Origin of the sequence: Peribacillus sp. FSL R5-0717 (assembly GCF_038002945.1) — a bacterium.
GTDB classification, from domain to species: domain Bacteria; phylum Bacillota; class Bacilli; order Bacillales; family DSM-1321; genus Peribacillus; species Peribacillus frigoritolerans.
On sequence record NZ_JBBOOF010000001.1, the window covers coordinates 1043788 to 1058103 of the forward strand.

Here is a 14316-nt window from a genome sequence, read left to right on the forward strand (position 1 = left end):
GAAAAAACTTTTAATTAGCGGTTTTCAATCGGTACATATTTTTGCATACCTGGTCCAACATACTCTGCACGCGGACGGATAAGGCGGTTGTTTGAATATTGCTCAAGGATATGAGCGATCCAGCCTGAAGCACGGCTTACAGCAAAGATTGGTGTAAATAGGTCATGCTCGATGCCTAAACTGTGGTATACGGAAGCAGAATAGAAATCCACATTCGGCGGAAGATTCTTTTGACCGGTTACGATTTCATGAATTTTGATGGACATATCATAATATTGCGGTTGCCCAGTAAGTTCAGTCAGTTTTTGTGACATTTCTTTAAGGTGTTTAGCACGGGGATCACCTTTACGGTATACACGGTGGCCAAAGCCCATGATTTTTTCTTTATTGGCTAATTTTTCGTTGATATATGGCTCAACGTTCTCAACTGAACCAATTTCTGTAAGCATTTTCATGACTTGTTCGTTAGCTCCGCCGTGAAGTGGGCCTTTTAAAGCGCCGATGGCAGCAGTTACACCAGAATAGATATCAGCTAATGTAGCCACACAAACGCGTGCAGTGAATGTAGAAGCGTTTAATTCATGGTCAGCATGAAGAACCAATGCTTTGTTGAATGCTTCTTCTTCGATTGCCGTTGGTTCATTACCGCTTAACATATATAAGAAGTTAGCAGCAAAGCTTAAATCTGTACGTGGAGCAACAGCTTCTTTCCCTTGACGGACGCGAGCGAAAGTTGTTACCAATGTAGGGATTTTTGCTTGGATGCGGATTGCTTTACGATAGTTAGCTTCTTCACTCATTACATCTGCTTCTTCATCATAAAGACCAAGAAGGGATACTGCGGTGCGAAGAGCTCCCATTGGATGTACTTTATCAATTGGGTATGTTTTGAAGTGATTAACCACTTCAGCTGGAATTTCAGCATTTTCAGCAAGTTGTTTAGTTAATTCTTCTAGTTGGCTTTTGTTCGGAAGAGCTCCGTGCCATAAAAGATAGATTACTTCCTCGAATGTTGCGTTCGAAGCCAAATCATCGATGTCATAACCTACATACGTTAATGTGTCATCGATAATGGAGCTTACTGATGAAGTTGTTGCTACCACACCTTCAAGACCTTTTGTTGCTGTCATACTAAATCTCTCCTTTTCCTAGATATTCCCCTATGCCCTTGCTATTAGCGTATAAATGTAGCGCTTCCAAGAAATTAGCTATTGTAAACAACCATCTATTTTTTAGCAGAAGACATACATCTTGTATTGGAAGCGTTCACAGAATATGACCCCAACAATAGTAAAATGTACGATAATCTTTAATAAGAAATTCTAAAAATAATGCTTGTAGCTATTCCTAGTGAGCGCTTGCTCAATAACTACATCTTTTTTTAAGATTCCTCAAAAATATCAATGATATTCTGAATCCCAATTTTAATAAATCAGAGCAGTTACATGATTATTATAAACAATAAACACTTTTTTGGGAATGAAAAGCACTTAAAATGTGAAAAAATTATTATTTTATTAGAAAAATTAGCTCCATATTCTCTTGCTTTATTCATGCGTTTAAAATCGTTTTTTTCAAAAAAAATGTCCCAAAGCAGAATAAACGAAACATTAAATAGAAAATTTGCATTTCCAGTACTGACGGGCTTTTCTCCCCTTAGCCTCTCACTTCATTTAAAAAAATTGAAGATCTGCATGCATAAATAAGCAATTCCTGCCCCGATTAACGGGCCGACAGCCACACCTTTGAATAAGGCGACCGCAAGAATCGTCCCAAATACAAGAGCGGTGGTAATGTGTGGATCATGCGACAGCAGTGTAATCCCATTTTTTGCTATGAGTGCAACGGCTATTCCGGATGCAAGTGCAATCCAGGCATAAGGGGATTTTATCGCGTCTCCTAGTTCCTTGAAACCAATCGCCCCGTTTGCTATGGGAATGAGTACGGAGATCGTGATGATCGTGACACCCAGGTTGATTCCTTTCGCTTCCAGGTATGGAAACACTTTAGCGTCAAGGCCAATCAGTTTCATGCTTAAAAGAAAACCCGCAGCCATGATCAGTGAGGTATTTTTCCCAAACCAACCGATTGCAGCAAGCAGAATTAAAAATACGACAGGACCGTTGATCATTATCCCTTCACCTTCTTCCTTCTGTTTTTTGTTATTTTAACATAACAAACTCCCTTGTTCTTGGGAGAAAAATGGTTTTAGGAACGATGCATCTGCAGAAAAAATTCAAAACGAAGGATGAAAGAATCTTTCCTTTCTTTTCCATCATCGTTACAATTATAATACAAACTTAATGGTTGAAGGAGGGATATGACTTGAATCCGGTATATATGTATCGTTTCATTCGTTCTTTACTGGTCGTCGGAGGGATAATATTAGGTGGAATTGCCTTGTTTTATTTATCTAAATATACATATCCATTCATCATTGCCATGATCATCGCTTTCTTGATGAATCCCCTGGTCATTTTTTTCGAAAGGAAAGGACGGCTGCCACGGGGGTTGGCTGTATTCGTTTCCCTTTTACTCATTTTCCTTTTATTTGCGGGTCTTATCACCTTACTCGTCACCGAGATCATTTCAGGGACCAATTACCTTGCCGGAGTCATCCCGAAACACATTGAAACCATCGTGGATTATATAGAAACATACATCGCTACCACCGTCATCCCTTTATATAATCAAATAGCTGCAATGTTCAATAATTTGGATACCGAACAGCAAGACACAATCCTCAAGAATATCCAAAATATCGGTGAATCCATCACGACGGGAGTAAGCGGCTTCATTCAAGCCTTCTTGAAGAACATCCCCACAATCATCGGATGGTTTCCAACTACAGCAACGGCACTCCTTTTTACTTTGCTTGGCACATTCTTCATCAGCAAAGATTGGGATACCTTCGGCCGCATGACCGGAAAAGTGTTGCCTGATAAGATTTTTGCGGGTGCAAAGCGTTTATTCAGGGATTTAAAACGGGCTTTATTCGGGTTCATCCGGGCACAATTCACTCTTGTTTCATTGACGACTGTCACGATTTTAATCGGATTTCTCATTTTAGGGGTGAATTATTCAATTACCATTGCCCTGATATGCGGACTGGTCGATATCATTCCCTATTTAGGGACAGGTACGATTTTCATTCCTTGGATCATCTTTGAATTCATTGCCGGGAATACAAGTCTCGCAATCGGTTTGTCCGTCCTTTACATAATCGTCGTTGTCCAGCGTCAGCTAATAGAGCCAAAAGTACTTTCATCCAGTATTGGTTTGGATCCGCTTGCCACTCTCATCGCCTTGTTCATCGGATTCAAATTGATCGGTTTCCTAGGTTTGATTGCAGGACCTGTCGTACTTGTCATATTCAATACACTTCAGCGCGCCCATGTCTTCAAGGCCATATGGACTTTCATCATCGGGGATACAAAGAAAACCACTTAAGGGAATCCAGACATCTATTAGCATTCACTCTTTTCCACTTAAAAATCCGCCTCGGGTACAAGGCGGATTTTTGGTTTTAAACTAGAATTATTTCGACGTCTCGAATTGTTCTGTTTCAGTAGAACCTGCAAGTGCTGTTGTGGATGATGTTCCACCAGAAACGACTTGTGCCACTTCATCAAAGTAACCCGTTCCCACTTCACGCTGATGGCGTGTTGCTGTATAGCCATCCGGCTCACTAGCGAATTCCGCTTGTTGAAGTTCAGAGTATGCAGCCATGCCGCGTTCTTTATAACCAAGAGCAAGGTTGAACATGCTATGATTCAATGAATGGAAGCCTGCAAGTGTAACGAATTGGAATTTATAACCCAATTTACCCAATTCCACTTGATAATTGGCAATCTCTTCATCACTTAATTTCGCTTTCCAGTTAAATGATGGGGAACAATTGTAAGCAAGCAATTTTCCCGGGAACTCTGCATGGATGGCCTCGGCAAAGCGGCGAGCATCCGCTAGATTAGGTTCAGAAGTCTCACACCAGATAAGGTCGGCATATGGCGCATAGGCAAGGCCTCTTGCAATTGCTTGGTCAAGCCCTGCATTCGTGCGGTAGAATCCTTCTGGAGTCCTTTCACCAGTGATGAATGGTGCATCGACCGGATCAATATCATCCGTGATCAAATCTGCAGCATCAGCATCCGTACGGGCAATCAAGATGGTCGGTGTACCCATTACATCTGCTGCCAATCGGGCGGAAACTAAATTACGTACTGCCGTTTGGGTAGGAAGAAGGACTTTACCGCCTAGGTGACCGCATTTTTTCTCGGAAGAAAGCTGGTCTTCGAAGTGAACGCCAGCCGCTCCAGCTTCGATCATGCCTTTCATTAATTCAAAGACGTTAAGGGAACCGCCAAAACCTGCTTCAGCATCCGCCACGATTGGAGCGAACCAATCGATATCATTTTTCCCTTCAGCAAAGCTGATTTGGTCTGCACGCTGAAGTGTCTGATTAATGCGTTTAACGACTTGGGGCACGGAGTTGGCTGGATATAAACTTTGGTCAGGGTACATTTGCCCTGCGATGTTAGCATCTGCCGCCACTTGCCAGCCGCTTAAGTAGATTGCTTTTAAACCAGCTTTCACCTGCTGCATGGCTTGATTACCGGTCAATGCTCCTAATGCATTGATGAAATCCTCTGTTTTTAATAGATTCCATAGTTTTTCGGAACCGCGGCGTGCCAATGTTTGTTCAATATCGATGGAACCTCTCAGTTTAATGACTTCCTCGGCCGTATAAGGACGTTTAATACCAGTCCACCGTGAGTCATTTTCCCAGCTTTGTTGTAATTTTTGCGCTCTCTCATTCATCATCATTATATTTCCTCCTAATTCATATTATATATTTTGAATATTAAGATAATTTTTCATATGCCGCGTTAGTTAAGAAATCTGCAAAGTCATCCGCTTCAATCAATTGTTCAAATAGTTTAGTAGACTCTTCAAACTTTCCAGATTTGAAAGTTTCTTCCCCTACTTCCGATTTAATGACCGCCAATTCTTCTTCTTTGATTTGATGGAATAATTCCTCGGTTATTTTCCTGCCATCTTCGAGAATGCCTTTTGGATGACGGATCCATTGCCAGACTTGAGCCCTTGAAATTTCAGCGGTTGCAGCATCTTCCATTAAGTTATTGATAGGTGCCGCACCTCTGCCGCTTAACCATGAGGCGATATATTGGATGCCTACATTAATATTCGTCCTTAAGCCTGCCTCTGTGATCGTTCCTTCCGGTACAGCCAGCAACTCTTGTGCCGTTACATGGACATCTTCCCGTTTCCGGAAAATTTGATTCGGTTTTGGGACGAGCAGGTCAAAAACCTCTTTTGCCGTGCTTACCATACCTGGGTGGGCAACCCATGTTCCATCATGACCGTCTCTTGCTTCGCGTTCTTTATCTGCCTTAACTTTCGCAAAAGCCTCATCGTTCTTAACCGGGTCATTTTTAACGGGAATTTGTGCGGCCATCCCGCCAATTGCAGGAGCATTACGGCTGTGACATGTTTTGATCGCCAGTAAGGAATACGCCCTCATGTTCGGGACGGTCATCGTGACCTGCTGCCGATCTGGGAAAATGACATCATCCGAGTTACGGAATTTTTTCAGGAAACTAAAGATATAATCCCAGCGGCCACAGTTCAAGCCTGCCGAATGTTCTTTCAGCTCGTACAGAATTTCGTCCATTTCGAATGCAGCAAGAATTGTTTCTATCAAGACCGTTGCCTTGATGGTTCCTTGCGGGATTCTCAAATCGTTCTGTGCATATACGAATATTTCATTCCATAATCTTGCTTCGAGATAGCTTTCCATTTTCGGTAAGTAAAAGTATGGACCGCTTTGTTTTTCGACCAATGCTTTTGCGTTGTGGTAAAAGTACAGTCCAAAGTCAAAAATGCTGGCTGATATAGGCTGTCCATCCAAAAGGACATGTTTTTCCTCCAAATGCCAGCCGCGTGGCCTTACCTTTAGCACAGCTGTTCTTTCATTTAATTCATACACTTTGCCATTTGGATTTTTAAATGAAATGGTTCCTCGAATTGCATCGCGCAGATTCAATTGGCCATCGATGCAATTCTCCCAAGTGGGTGAATTGGCATCTTCAAAGTCCGCCATGAATACATTGGCACCTGAGTTCATGGCATTTATGATCATTTTACGATCAACAGGTCCAGTGATTTCAACCCTGCGATCCTGCAAATCATTCGGGAGGGGCGCAATCGTCCAATCACTTGCACGAATATGCTTCGTTTCTTCAAGGAAATCAGGAAGCATGCCTTGATTCAGTTCTTTCTGAACGCTTTTCCTCCGTTCTAGAAGTTCTGCCCTTCTTCCACTGAAATGCCGTTCCATTCTTTCGATGAATTGAAGAGCTTCCGCTGTAAGTATTTGTTCATATCCTGGCTTAATGTTGCCTGTAATCTGTAAGCCTTTTGCTTCCGTAATCATGTTGCCTCTCCACACCCTTTCCAACTCTTTATATGTTATAATACAGATGTTTTATTTCCTGTTTGTATTATATAACACGTTGTATAAATTTGTCACCAGTTTTTTCTAAAAAATCTAAAAAAAGATTTTTGAGCATAGAAAATCCTTATTTACCAATGTTTCCAAGGGTTAATCATTTAGAAATCCTGTTATGATACACATTTCATTCTCGTGGACATCATCATTCAATGGTGAAACAGGGAGCCATTTGTAAAGCAAAAAAGCACCCCATAAAAAACTGGGATGCTGTTGCGGACCTTTTTCAAGGACCAAAAAGGCTGCCTAAAAGCTTATGCCTTTAGACAGCCTTATATTATTTATGCCGAATGATGGTAACTTTCCCTTTATTCATCCTGTTCATGATAAACCGGATAACAATCGGTTTGAGGAGATTCCGGGTTGGCGGAAACACAAGGATCAATCCCATGATATCCGAGATGAGCCCAGGGGACAGCAACAGTGCAGCTCCGATAAAGATACAGATTCCATCAATGATTTCATTTCCTGGCATCATTCCGTAACGAATCTGTTCCTGTGCCTTTTTCCACGTCTCCATCCCTTGCCGTTTAGCCAAATAAGCTCCGATCAAACCTGTGGCTACAATCAGGAACAGCGTTGGCCAAAAACCAATCAGATTGCCTGACAGCAAAAGGACAATAATTTCAACGACCGGCATCGCAATGATAAACATTAAAAAATACTTCATCTTCATTCCTCCTGCACAGCCCATTTCTGGTGCGGTACATCCATCTTACCTCATTGGCAAGGAATCAGCCAAAATTTCGTTTTACAGAACGTTTGCATGTCCATCATAAATGACTCCACGACCTGCATCGACCGTTATTCTTTGACCATCCGTGAAAACCTTGGTCGCGTCCTCCGCCCCAACGATTACCGGTATGCCCAATGTAACTCCCACAACAGCTGCATGGCTTGTCAAACCGCCTTCTTCCGTAATCAATGCCGCACACTTTTCAATTGCCGGCATCATTTCGCGGTCAGAACCGATCGTAACCAATACAGAGCCTTCCTTCACTTTTTCCAAAGCTTCCTTTGCATTCTTAGCGATAACCACTTCACCTTTCGCTGATTTCCTGCCGATTCCTTGAGCCTTCAAAAGAACCTCTCCTAACACATGAATTTTCATCAAGTTAGTCGTACCCGTTTCACCTACAGGCACACCGGCTGTAATGACGACTAAATCCCCATGGGAAACTAAGCCAGAATGCAGGCTTTCATCTATTGCTGTTTGAAGCATTTCATCGGTAGTCGTCGCTTTTGGACCAATCTGCGGATAGACTCCCCATGCCAATGCAAGCCTTCTTGAAACATGATCATTGGATGTAACCGCAATGATCGGTGCTTTAGGGCGGTATTTGGAAATCATCCTTGCCGTATGACCGCTTTCTGTAGGCGTGATGATTGCCCCGGCATTAAGATTAAGCGCAGTGTGGGCAACGGATTGACCAATGGCATCCGTAACATTATGACGGTTCACTTTGCTTCTGACTGATAATATATCCCGATAATCAAGGGCAGTTTCAGCACGTGAAGCAATGTTATGCATCGTTTGCACCGCTTCGACAGGATAGGTTCCAGCTGCTGTTTCGCCAGAAAGCATGATGGCATCCGTTCCATCAAATATGGCATTGGCCACGTCACTTGCTTCTGCACGGGTCGGCCTTGGATTACGCTGCATCGAATCGAGCATTTGTGTAGCCGTTATGACTGGTTTTCCGGCATTATTACATTTTTTGATCATTTGTTTTTGGACTAATGGCACTTCTTCTGCAGGAATTTCCACTCCCAAGTCTCCACGTGCCACCATCAAGCCATCTGAAACTTCCAAGATCTCATCAAGACGGTCCACGCCCTCTTGATTTTCGATTTTAGGGATGATTTGAATATGCTCAGCACCATTTTGCTGCAATAATTCACTTACTTCAAGCACGTCGGAAGCCCTGCGTACAAATGAGGCAGCAATGAAGTCGATACCCTGTTCGATTCCAAAAAGGATATCCTGTTCGTCTTTCTCCGTTATGCCAGGCAGGTTAACCGAAACTCCTGGAACATTGACGCCTTTTTTGTTCTTAAGTGTACCGCTATTCAAGATCTTCGTATGGATTTCTTTTCTGAACTCATCAATCTTCAACACTTCAAGCCCGATCAATCCATCATCCAAAAGGATTTTAGAGCCTGGGTGAACATCATGCAGAAGCCCTTCATAGGTAATGGAGAATTTTTCAGGTGTTCCCAGGACTTCATTCATGGAAATAATGACTTCATTGCCGGCTACAAGCTCAATGGAATCATTTTCCATGTTATTTGTCCGTATTTCAGGTCCTTTTGTATCCAACAGGATGGCAACCTGTTTACCCGTTTTTTCGCTCGCTTCTCTTATATTGCGGATTCTATCTGCGTGTTCTTCATGATTTCCATGAGAAAAGTTAAGCCGTGCTACATTCATTCCCGCCTCTATTAATTGAACCAGCTTTTCTATACTTTCACTTGCGGGGCCAATCGTACAAACAATCTTGGTTTTACGCATAGTGTCATCCTCCTTTAAGGAAAACTACTCGTCGCCTGTCCACTTCTTGAAGACAGGGGGCGCAGTGTTTTATGTCTTCTTTTAAATACCCATTACTAAAAAGCGATTCCTATCGGTCAATAAAAATGATTAAATGGATAGCTCAGCGGATAATTCATACATTTTCTTGTCAATTGTATGCGGTTTAGCAAGAGCTTCGATGATATCATAATCAACAAGTTGATTTTGTTCGATCCCGACTGCCCTGCCCCCTTTTCCTTCTAGAAGCAATTCAACGGCTCTTGCCCCAAGACGGCTTGCCAATACCCGGTCATTTGCAGAGGGTGATCCTCCGCGCTGAACATGGCCCAGGACCGTTACACGAGTTTCAAATCCTGCTTTCGCCTCAATTTTCCTGGAAATATCAACGGCACTTCCCACACCTTCGGCTACAATGATGATACTGTGCTTTTTCCCACGGTCATGACCGCGGTTCAGCTTCCCAATCAGGTCTTCTATATCATATTCATATTCAGGACAAAGAATCGTTTCAGCTCCGCCAGCCAATCCAGCCCAAAGTGCAATATCGCCGGCATCTCTTCCCATCACTTCAACCACATAAGTCCTCTCATGAGAAGTGGCCGTATCCCGAATTTTATCGATAGCATCGATGACTGTATTCAGGGCCGTATCGAAACCAATCGTAAAGTCCGTACCCGGTATGTCATTATCAATCGTTCCAGGAACCCCGATACAAGGGAAACCCCTTTCCGTTAAAGCTCTCGCCCCGCGGTAAGAACCATCGCCACCAATTATGACAATGCCCTCGATACCATGTTTATTCAATTGTTCAATCGCTTTCAGCTGGCCTTCCTCCGTCTTAAATTCCGGACAGCGAGCCGTATGTAACATCGTGCCGCCTCTATGAATGATATCCCCGACCGACCCAAGTTCAAGCTTTTTTATATTGCCATTTATCAGACCCTGATAGCCATGATAAATACCGAAGACCTCCATTTCATGAAAAATTGCTTTCCGGACAACTGCTCGGACTGCCGCATTCATTCCTGGAGAATCTCCTCCACTTGTCAATACACCTATTCTTTTCATAAATGTCACCTCTCTACAGCACTAATCAATTTTAAGCTTCGCTATATCATTGTACCCTTTTTCAAGCTTCAATAAGCAGTAACTGTTTCACTTATGCATACTTGATGTTATAAGCCTAACCGATTCTCTTCAGAAATTGAAGTAAAATGGTGTGAAACTTTACATTCTACACACAAACCATATTCTTTACTCGTTTCGGTAATGAATACATATGCACGAATGAAAGGATGAAAAAACGTGTTGCCCCAGGCAGCACGTTTTTCCTTTTCCAAATGTGTTTATGAATGCTGTTCCACTTCCTTAGGTTCGCCCTCAGGTTGTTGTTTTGCAAATTCATATTCACCGATTTTCTTGAATTTCATATAACGCTGGTTGATTAGATCTTCACTATTCAATGGCAACAGTTCATTGAATGAACGTTTCAGGATTTCCTTGATGGCTTCTGCCTGTAAATTCGAATCCCGATGGGCGCCGCCCCTCACTTCAGGAATGATCTCATCGATGACTCCTAAGCGGTTTAAGTCGGGAGCCGTGATTTTCATCGTTTCCGCAGCCCTCTTAGCCTGAGAGGCATCCTTCCACAGCAAGGCTGCAGCCCCTTCTGGGGAAATCACGGAATATGTTGAGTTTTCAAGCATGAAAATTCGGTCTCCGACGCCAAGCGCCAATGCACCGCCGCTTCCGCCTTCACCAATGACAATACTGATGACCGGCACCTTCAGCCCTGCCATTTCGAAAAGGTTTTTCGCAATGGCTTCACTTTGCCCGCGCTCTTCAGCGGCTTTACCAGGGAAAGCTCCCTTCGTATCAATGAAACAAATAATCGGCCTGTTGAATTTTTCAGCCTGTTTCATAAGGCGCAAAGCTTTTCGATAGCCTTCAGGATGGGGCATGCCGAAGTTACGACGGATGTTTTCCTTCGTATCTTTCCCGCGTTGATGACCGATGACAGTCACGGCAAGTCCATTGAATTCTGCGATTCCAGAAACAATCGCTTCATCATCCCCATAATACCGATCTCCATGAAACTCGATGAAGTCATTGAATAACAGCGGAATGTAATCAAGCGTCGTCGGACGGGCTGGATGCCGGGCAATCTGAACACGATCCCACGGTTTAAGATTGTTGTAGATATCCACTTCCAGCTTCTCTAAACGCTTTTCCAATGTTTCGATTTCTGCTGTAAGGTCTACATCAGCATCCTTCGAGATTGCCTTTAGCTCTTTAATTTTATTTCTCAGGTCCGTAATGGGACGCTCGAACTCTAATTCGTAAATCATAACCACTCACCGCCCGGGGCATGGATTTTAAGGATTGTCGTCAAGGTTTCCTTCATTTCCGTACGTTTGACGACCGCATCCAATTGACCGTGCTTCAACAAGAATTCAGCCGTTTGGAAATCTTCAGGAAGCTCTTCACGAATCGTCTGCTCAATGATTCTTCGTCCCGCAAAACCAATAAGTGCTCCAGGTTCGGCTAGATTAATATCGCCAAGTGACGCGAAACTTGCCGAAACCCCGCCTGTGGTAGGATGGGTCATCATTGATATGATCAGTCCGCCTTCATTGCTGAATATCTTGAGTGCTGCACTTGTCTTTGCCATCTGCATCAAGCTCAAAACACCCTCCTGCATCCGGGCGCCGCCTGATGCCGTAAATATGATGAACGGAATCTTCAATTCACCAGCACGTTCAATGGCACGGGTAATTTTTTCGCCAACAACGGATCCCATGCTTCCCATCCGGAAATTCGAATCCATGATGGCAGTTGAAACTTGGTAGCCATTGATGCTTCCGACTCCTGTGACAACCGCCTCATTAATCTTGGCTTTCTTTCTATCTTTTTCCAGTTTTTCCAAGTAATCCGGAAAATCAAGCGGGTTAACGGAAATCATTTCTTTATCAAATTCATTAAAAGTGCCTGCGTCGAATAAAAATTCGATGCGCTCATGGGAAGACATCGGATGATGGTACCCGCAATGCAGACAGACTTTCTTGTTTTTCACCAATTCTTTTGTATACATGATTTTTTTACAGCCGGTGCACTTTGTCATGATTCCTTCTGGTACATCTTGTTTCTCCCGATCTAAAGGAACCGTTGCATATTTCTTCTTAGACTTCGCAAATAGCTCTTTAAGCAAGCTTAATCCTCCCTTTACCACCAATTATCTATTTTATGATACTTGGTACAAACTATATCAGAAATAAAATTAGTATCGTGTAAAAAGGTGTCATTCGCCCTTCGACATATTTCTAATTCTAATAAGATACGTTTCGATGGCTTTTTCTTCATCACGTTCGAGCAAATATGTAAGAAGTGCCAGATAGTCTTCTTTTTTCACATTACCCTGTACCATCTCTGATGTTCTAGCATAGCTGTTGACAATGCGCCAAATTCTTTCCAGCAATCGATTGCGATTCAAAATGGCAATTCTTAAAAAGAAATCATCATCATGAAACATATCCGCTTTGACCCAGGCCATTAATCTTTTGATGTCCTCAGCCGTAGCGAAAAAGGCGACGATCCGCAAACAGTCAATTTCAATCAGCCTTTTCGTCTCAGCCAAATCTTCTTGTACTTTTTTATCTTGCAAAAAAAAGGTTCCCAGAAGCTCGACTAGCTTATGCTCCTGGAAATCCCTGATAAACGTCCCTTCACCACGCCTTGTTTCTATTAAGCCTAATAGTTCTAAGGCACGCAATGCTTCACGGACAGAGGAACGCCCAACATTAAAACGATCCGATAACTCCCGTTCTGATGGGATTTTATCTCCCGGCAGGAGGCTGTCCGCTTCAATCATGCTACGTAGGCTCTCAACGACATCGAGATAAATTTTGGATGAAGAAGTACGACCTGCCAAATTAATTATTCCTCACTTTTTCCAATGATCGCTAATTTCTTTGTTTTTTCTTTAATTTCCTCTGGATCTACATTGATTCTAGCTACTCCGGTTTCCATCGCTGCCTTGGCAACAGCAGCCGCAACGGCAGGTGCCACCCTCGCATCAAATGGAGCAGGGATCACGTAGTCTTCGTTCAACTCATGCTCCTGTATTAATCCAGCAATGGCTTTTACTGCAGCTACCTTCATTTTTTCATTGATATGAGTCGCACGTACATCCAAGGCCCCACGGAAAATCCCTGGGAAAGCAAGGACGTTATTGACCTGATTCGGGAAATCCGAACGGCCAGTTCCAACAACCTTGGCACCCGCTGCTTTTGCATCTTCCGGCATGATTTCCGGATCTGGATTAGCCATCGCGAAAATGATTGCATCCCGATTCATCGAAGAAACCATTTCTTTTGTCAATGCACCTGCGGCAGAAACTCCTATAAATACATCAGCGTTTTCAATGACTGATTCCAAAGGCCCTGAAACCTTATTTCGATTGGTCACTTTCGCCACTTGTTCTTTTGTATCATTCATACCTGTCGAACGGCCCTCATAAATGGCACCCTTCGTATCACACATGATGATGTCGCGAACTCCATAGCTATAAAGCAATTTAATGATGGCAATGCCCGCAGCCCCTGCGCCATTCGCTACCACTTTAATTTCTGACATTGATTTATTCACCAGTCGTAACGCGTTCACAAGACCCGCAACAGTAACAATGGCTGTACCGTGCTGATCATCATGGAAAACAGGAATATTCATTTCTTTTTTGAGTCGTTCTTCAATTTCAAAACAATTTGGTGCGGCTATGTCTTCTAAGTTCACTCCACCGAAAGTCGGTTCGAGTAATTTAACGGTCTCTACAATTTTGTCCACATCCGTCGTTTTTAAACAAATCGGGAAAGCGTCCACTCCGGCGAAACTTTTAAATAAAACGGCTTTTCCTTCCATGACCGGCATAGCAGCTTCCGGACCGATGTTTCCAAGTCCCAAAACAGCCGTTCCATCAGAAATGACGGCAACCGTATTCCCCTTCATTGTATAGTCATAAACGGTTTCCGGCTTATCGTAAATATCTTTACACGGTTCTGCGACACCAGGAGAATAAGCCAGGCTTAAATCTACTGCGTTCCTAACCGGCACTTTCGAAACTGTTTCTAATTTTCCTTGATTCAAGCGGTGCATATGTAATGCTTCTTCTCTTAATGTCATAGTTTCACTCCTAAAACAAATTGGGTAACCCATTATCTTATATGCTGAAATTATGCTGAAATCTAGTGGTCAGACCACA

The 14316-nt window shown here is 43.0% G+C and carries 12 protein-coding genes; 1 reads left to right on the top strand and 11 read right to left on the bottom strand.

Annotated elements, in window-relative coordinates:
* Positions 1-14: 14 nt before the first annotated feature.
* Both citZ and NYE65_RS05075 read right to left on the bottom strand, forming a co-directional pair.
* Entirely contained in the window at positions 15-1130 is a 1116-nt protein-coding gene (gene citZ, locus NYE65_RS05070; RefSeq protein WP_264639168.1) for a citrate synthase, read from the bottom strand.
* Between the two features lie 539 nt (positions 1131-1669).
* Positions 1670-2131: a DUF441 domain-containing protein gene (locus NYE65_RS05075; protein WP_034309113.1), complete on the bottom strand. Its 462-nt coding sequence runs from the start codon at positions 2129-2131 to the stop codon at positions 1670-1672.
* A 194-nt stretch (positions 2132-2325) separates the two neighbouring features.
* Between NYE65_RS05075 and ytvI the strand changes: the two genes are divergently transcribed.
* Entirely contained in the window at positions 2326-3450 is a 1125-nt protein-coding gene (ytvI, locus tag NYE65_RS05080; protein WP_063575499.1) for a sporulation integral membrane protein YtvI, read from the top strand.
* A gap of 87 nt (positions 3451-3537) precedes the next feature.
* Here ytvI and aceA read toward each other — a convergent pair whose 3' ends face one another.
* The 9 genes from aceA to NYE65_RS05125 all read right to left on the bottom strand — a co-directional run bounded on the left by aceA (position 3538) and on the right by NYE65_RS05125 (position 14237).
* The gene (gene aceA / locus NYE65_RS05085; protein ID WP_034309118.1) at positions 3538-4821 is read right to left on the bottom strand and encodes an isocitrate lyase; all 1284 of its coding nucleotides are present in this window, start codon (positions 4819-4821) and stop codon (positions 3538-3540) included.
* A gap of 40 nt (positions 4822-4861) precedes the next feature.
* The gene (gene aceB, locus NYE65_RS05090) at positions 4862-6454 is read right to left on the bottom strand and encodes a malate synthase A (protein ID WP_340859973.1); all 1593 of its coding nucleotides are present in this window, start codon (positions 6452-6454) and stop codon (positions 4862-4864) included.
* Between the two features lie 352 nt (positions 6455-6806).
* Positions 6807-7199: an FxsA family protein gene (locus tag NYE65_RS05095; RefSeq protein ID WP_034309123.1), complete on the bottom strand. Its 393-nt coding sequence runs from the start codon at positions 7197-7199 to the stop codon at positions 6807-6809.
* A gap of 81 nt (positions 7200-7280) precedes the next feature.
* Positions 7281-9041: a pyruvate kinase gene (gene pyk / locus NYE65_RS05100; RefSeq protein WP_328176303.1), complete on the bottom strand. Its 1761-nt coding sequence runs from the start codon at positions 9039-9041 to the stop codon at positions 7281-7283.
* 129 nt (positions 9042-9170) lie between these two features.
* Positions 9171-10130, bottom strand: coding sequence for a 6-phosphofructokinase (pfkA, locus tag NYE65_RS05105; protein WP_252296238.1), 960 nt, complete (start codon positions 10128-10130; stop codon positions 9171-9173).
* Between the two features lie 278 nt (positions 10131-10408).
* Positions 10409-11410 carry an acetyl-CoA carboxylase carboxyl transferase subunit alpha gene (gene accA, locus NYE65_RS05110; protein ID WP_328176304.1) on the bottom strand — a complete coding sequence of 334 codons (1002 nt, stop codon included), beginning with the start codon at positions 11408-11410 and terminating at the stop codon, positions 10409-10411.
* Entirely contained in the window at positions 11407-12270 is an 864-nt protein-coding gene (accD, locus tag NYE65_RS05115) for an acetyl-CoA carboxylase, carboxyltransferase subunit beta (RefSeq protein WP_034309130.1), read from the bottom strand. Before accD ends, accA begins: the two co-directional genes overlap by 4 nt.
* A 90-nt stretch (positions 12271-12360) precedes the next feature.
* Positions 12361-12990, bottom strand: coding sequence for a FadR/GntR family transcriptional regulator (locus NYE65_RS05120; RefSeq protein WP_096337904.1), 630 nt, complete (start codon positions 12988-12990; stop codon positions 12361-12363).
* 5 nt (positions 12991-12995) lie between these two features.
* Positions 12996-14237, bottom strand: a complete 1242-nt coding sequence (locus tag NYE65_RS05125) for an NAD(P)-dependent malic enzyme (RefSeq protein WP_057276709.1) — start codon at positions 14235-14237, stop codon at positions 12996-12998.
* Positions 14238-14316: the final 79 nt, after the last annotated feature.

Bases quoted from the DNA above. Each gene is read 5' to 3' on its own strand.
- pfkA (WP_252296238.1), bottom strand. From the start codon at position 10,130: ATGAAAAGAATAGGTGTATTGACAAGTGGAGGAGATTCTCCAGGAATG.
- NYE65_RS05075 (WP_034309113.1), bottom strand. From the start codon at position 2,131: ATGATCAACGGTCCTGTCGTATTTTTAATTCTGCTTGCTGCAATCGGT.
- NYE65_RS05095 (WP_034309123.1), bottom strand. From the start codon at position 7,199: ATGAAGTATTTTTTAATGTTTATCATTGCGATGCCGGTCGTTGAAATT.
- accA (WP_328176304.1), bottom strand. From the start codon at position 11,410: ATGATTTACGAATTAGAGTTCGAGCGTCCCATTACGGACCTGAGAAAT.
- aceB (WP_340859973.1), bottom strand. From the start codon at position 6,454: ATGATTACGGAAGCAAAAGGCTTACAGATTACAGGCAACATTAAGCCA.
- NYE65_RS05125 (WP_057276709.1), bottom strand. From the start codon at position 14,237: ATGACATTAAGAGAAGAAGCATTACATATGCACCGCTTGAATCAAGGA.
- pyk (WP_328176303.1), bottom strand. From the start codon at position 9,041: ATGCGTAAAACCAAGATTGTTTGTACGATTGGCCCCGCAAGTGAAAGT.
- aceA (WP_034309118.1), bottom strand. From the start codon at position 4,821: ATGATGAATGAGAGAGCGCAAAAATTACAACAAAGCTGGGAAAATGAC.
- citZ (WP_264639168.1), bottom strand. From the start codon at position 1,130: ATGACAGCAACAAAAGGTCTTGAAGGTGTGGTAGCAACAACTTCATCA.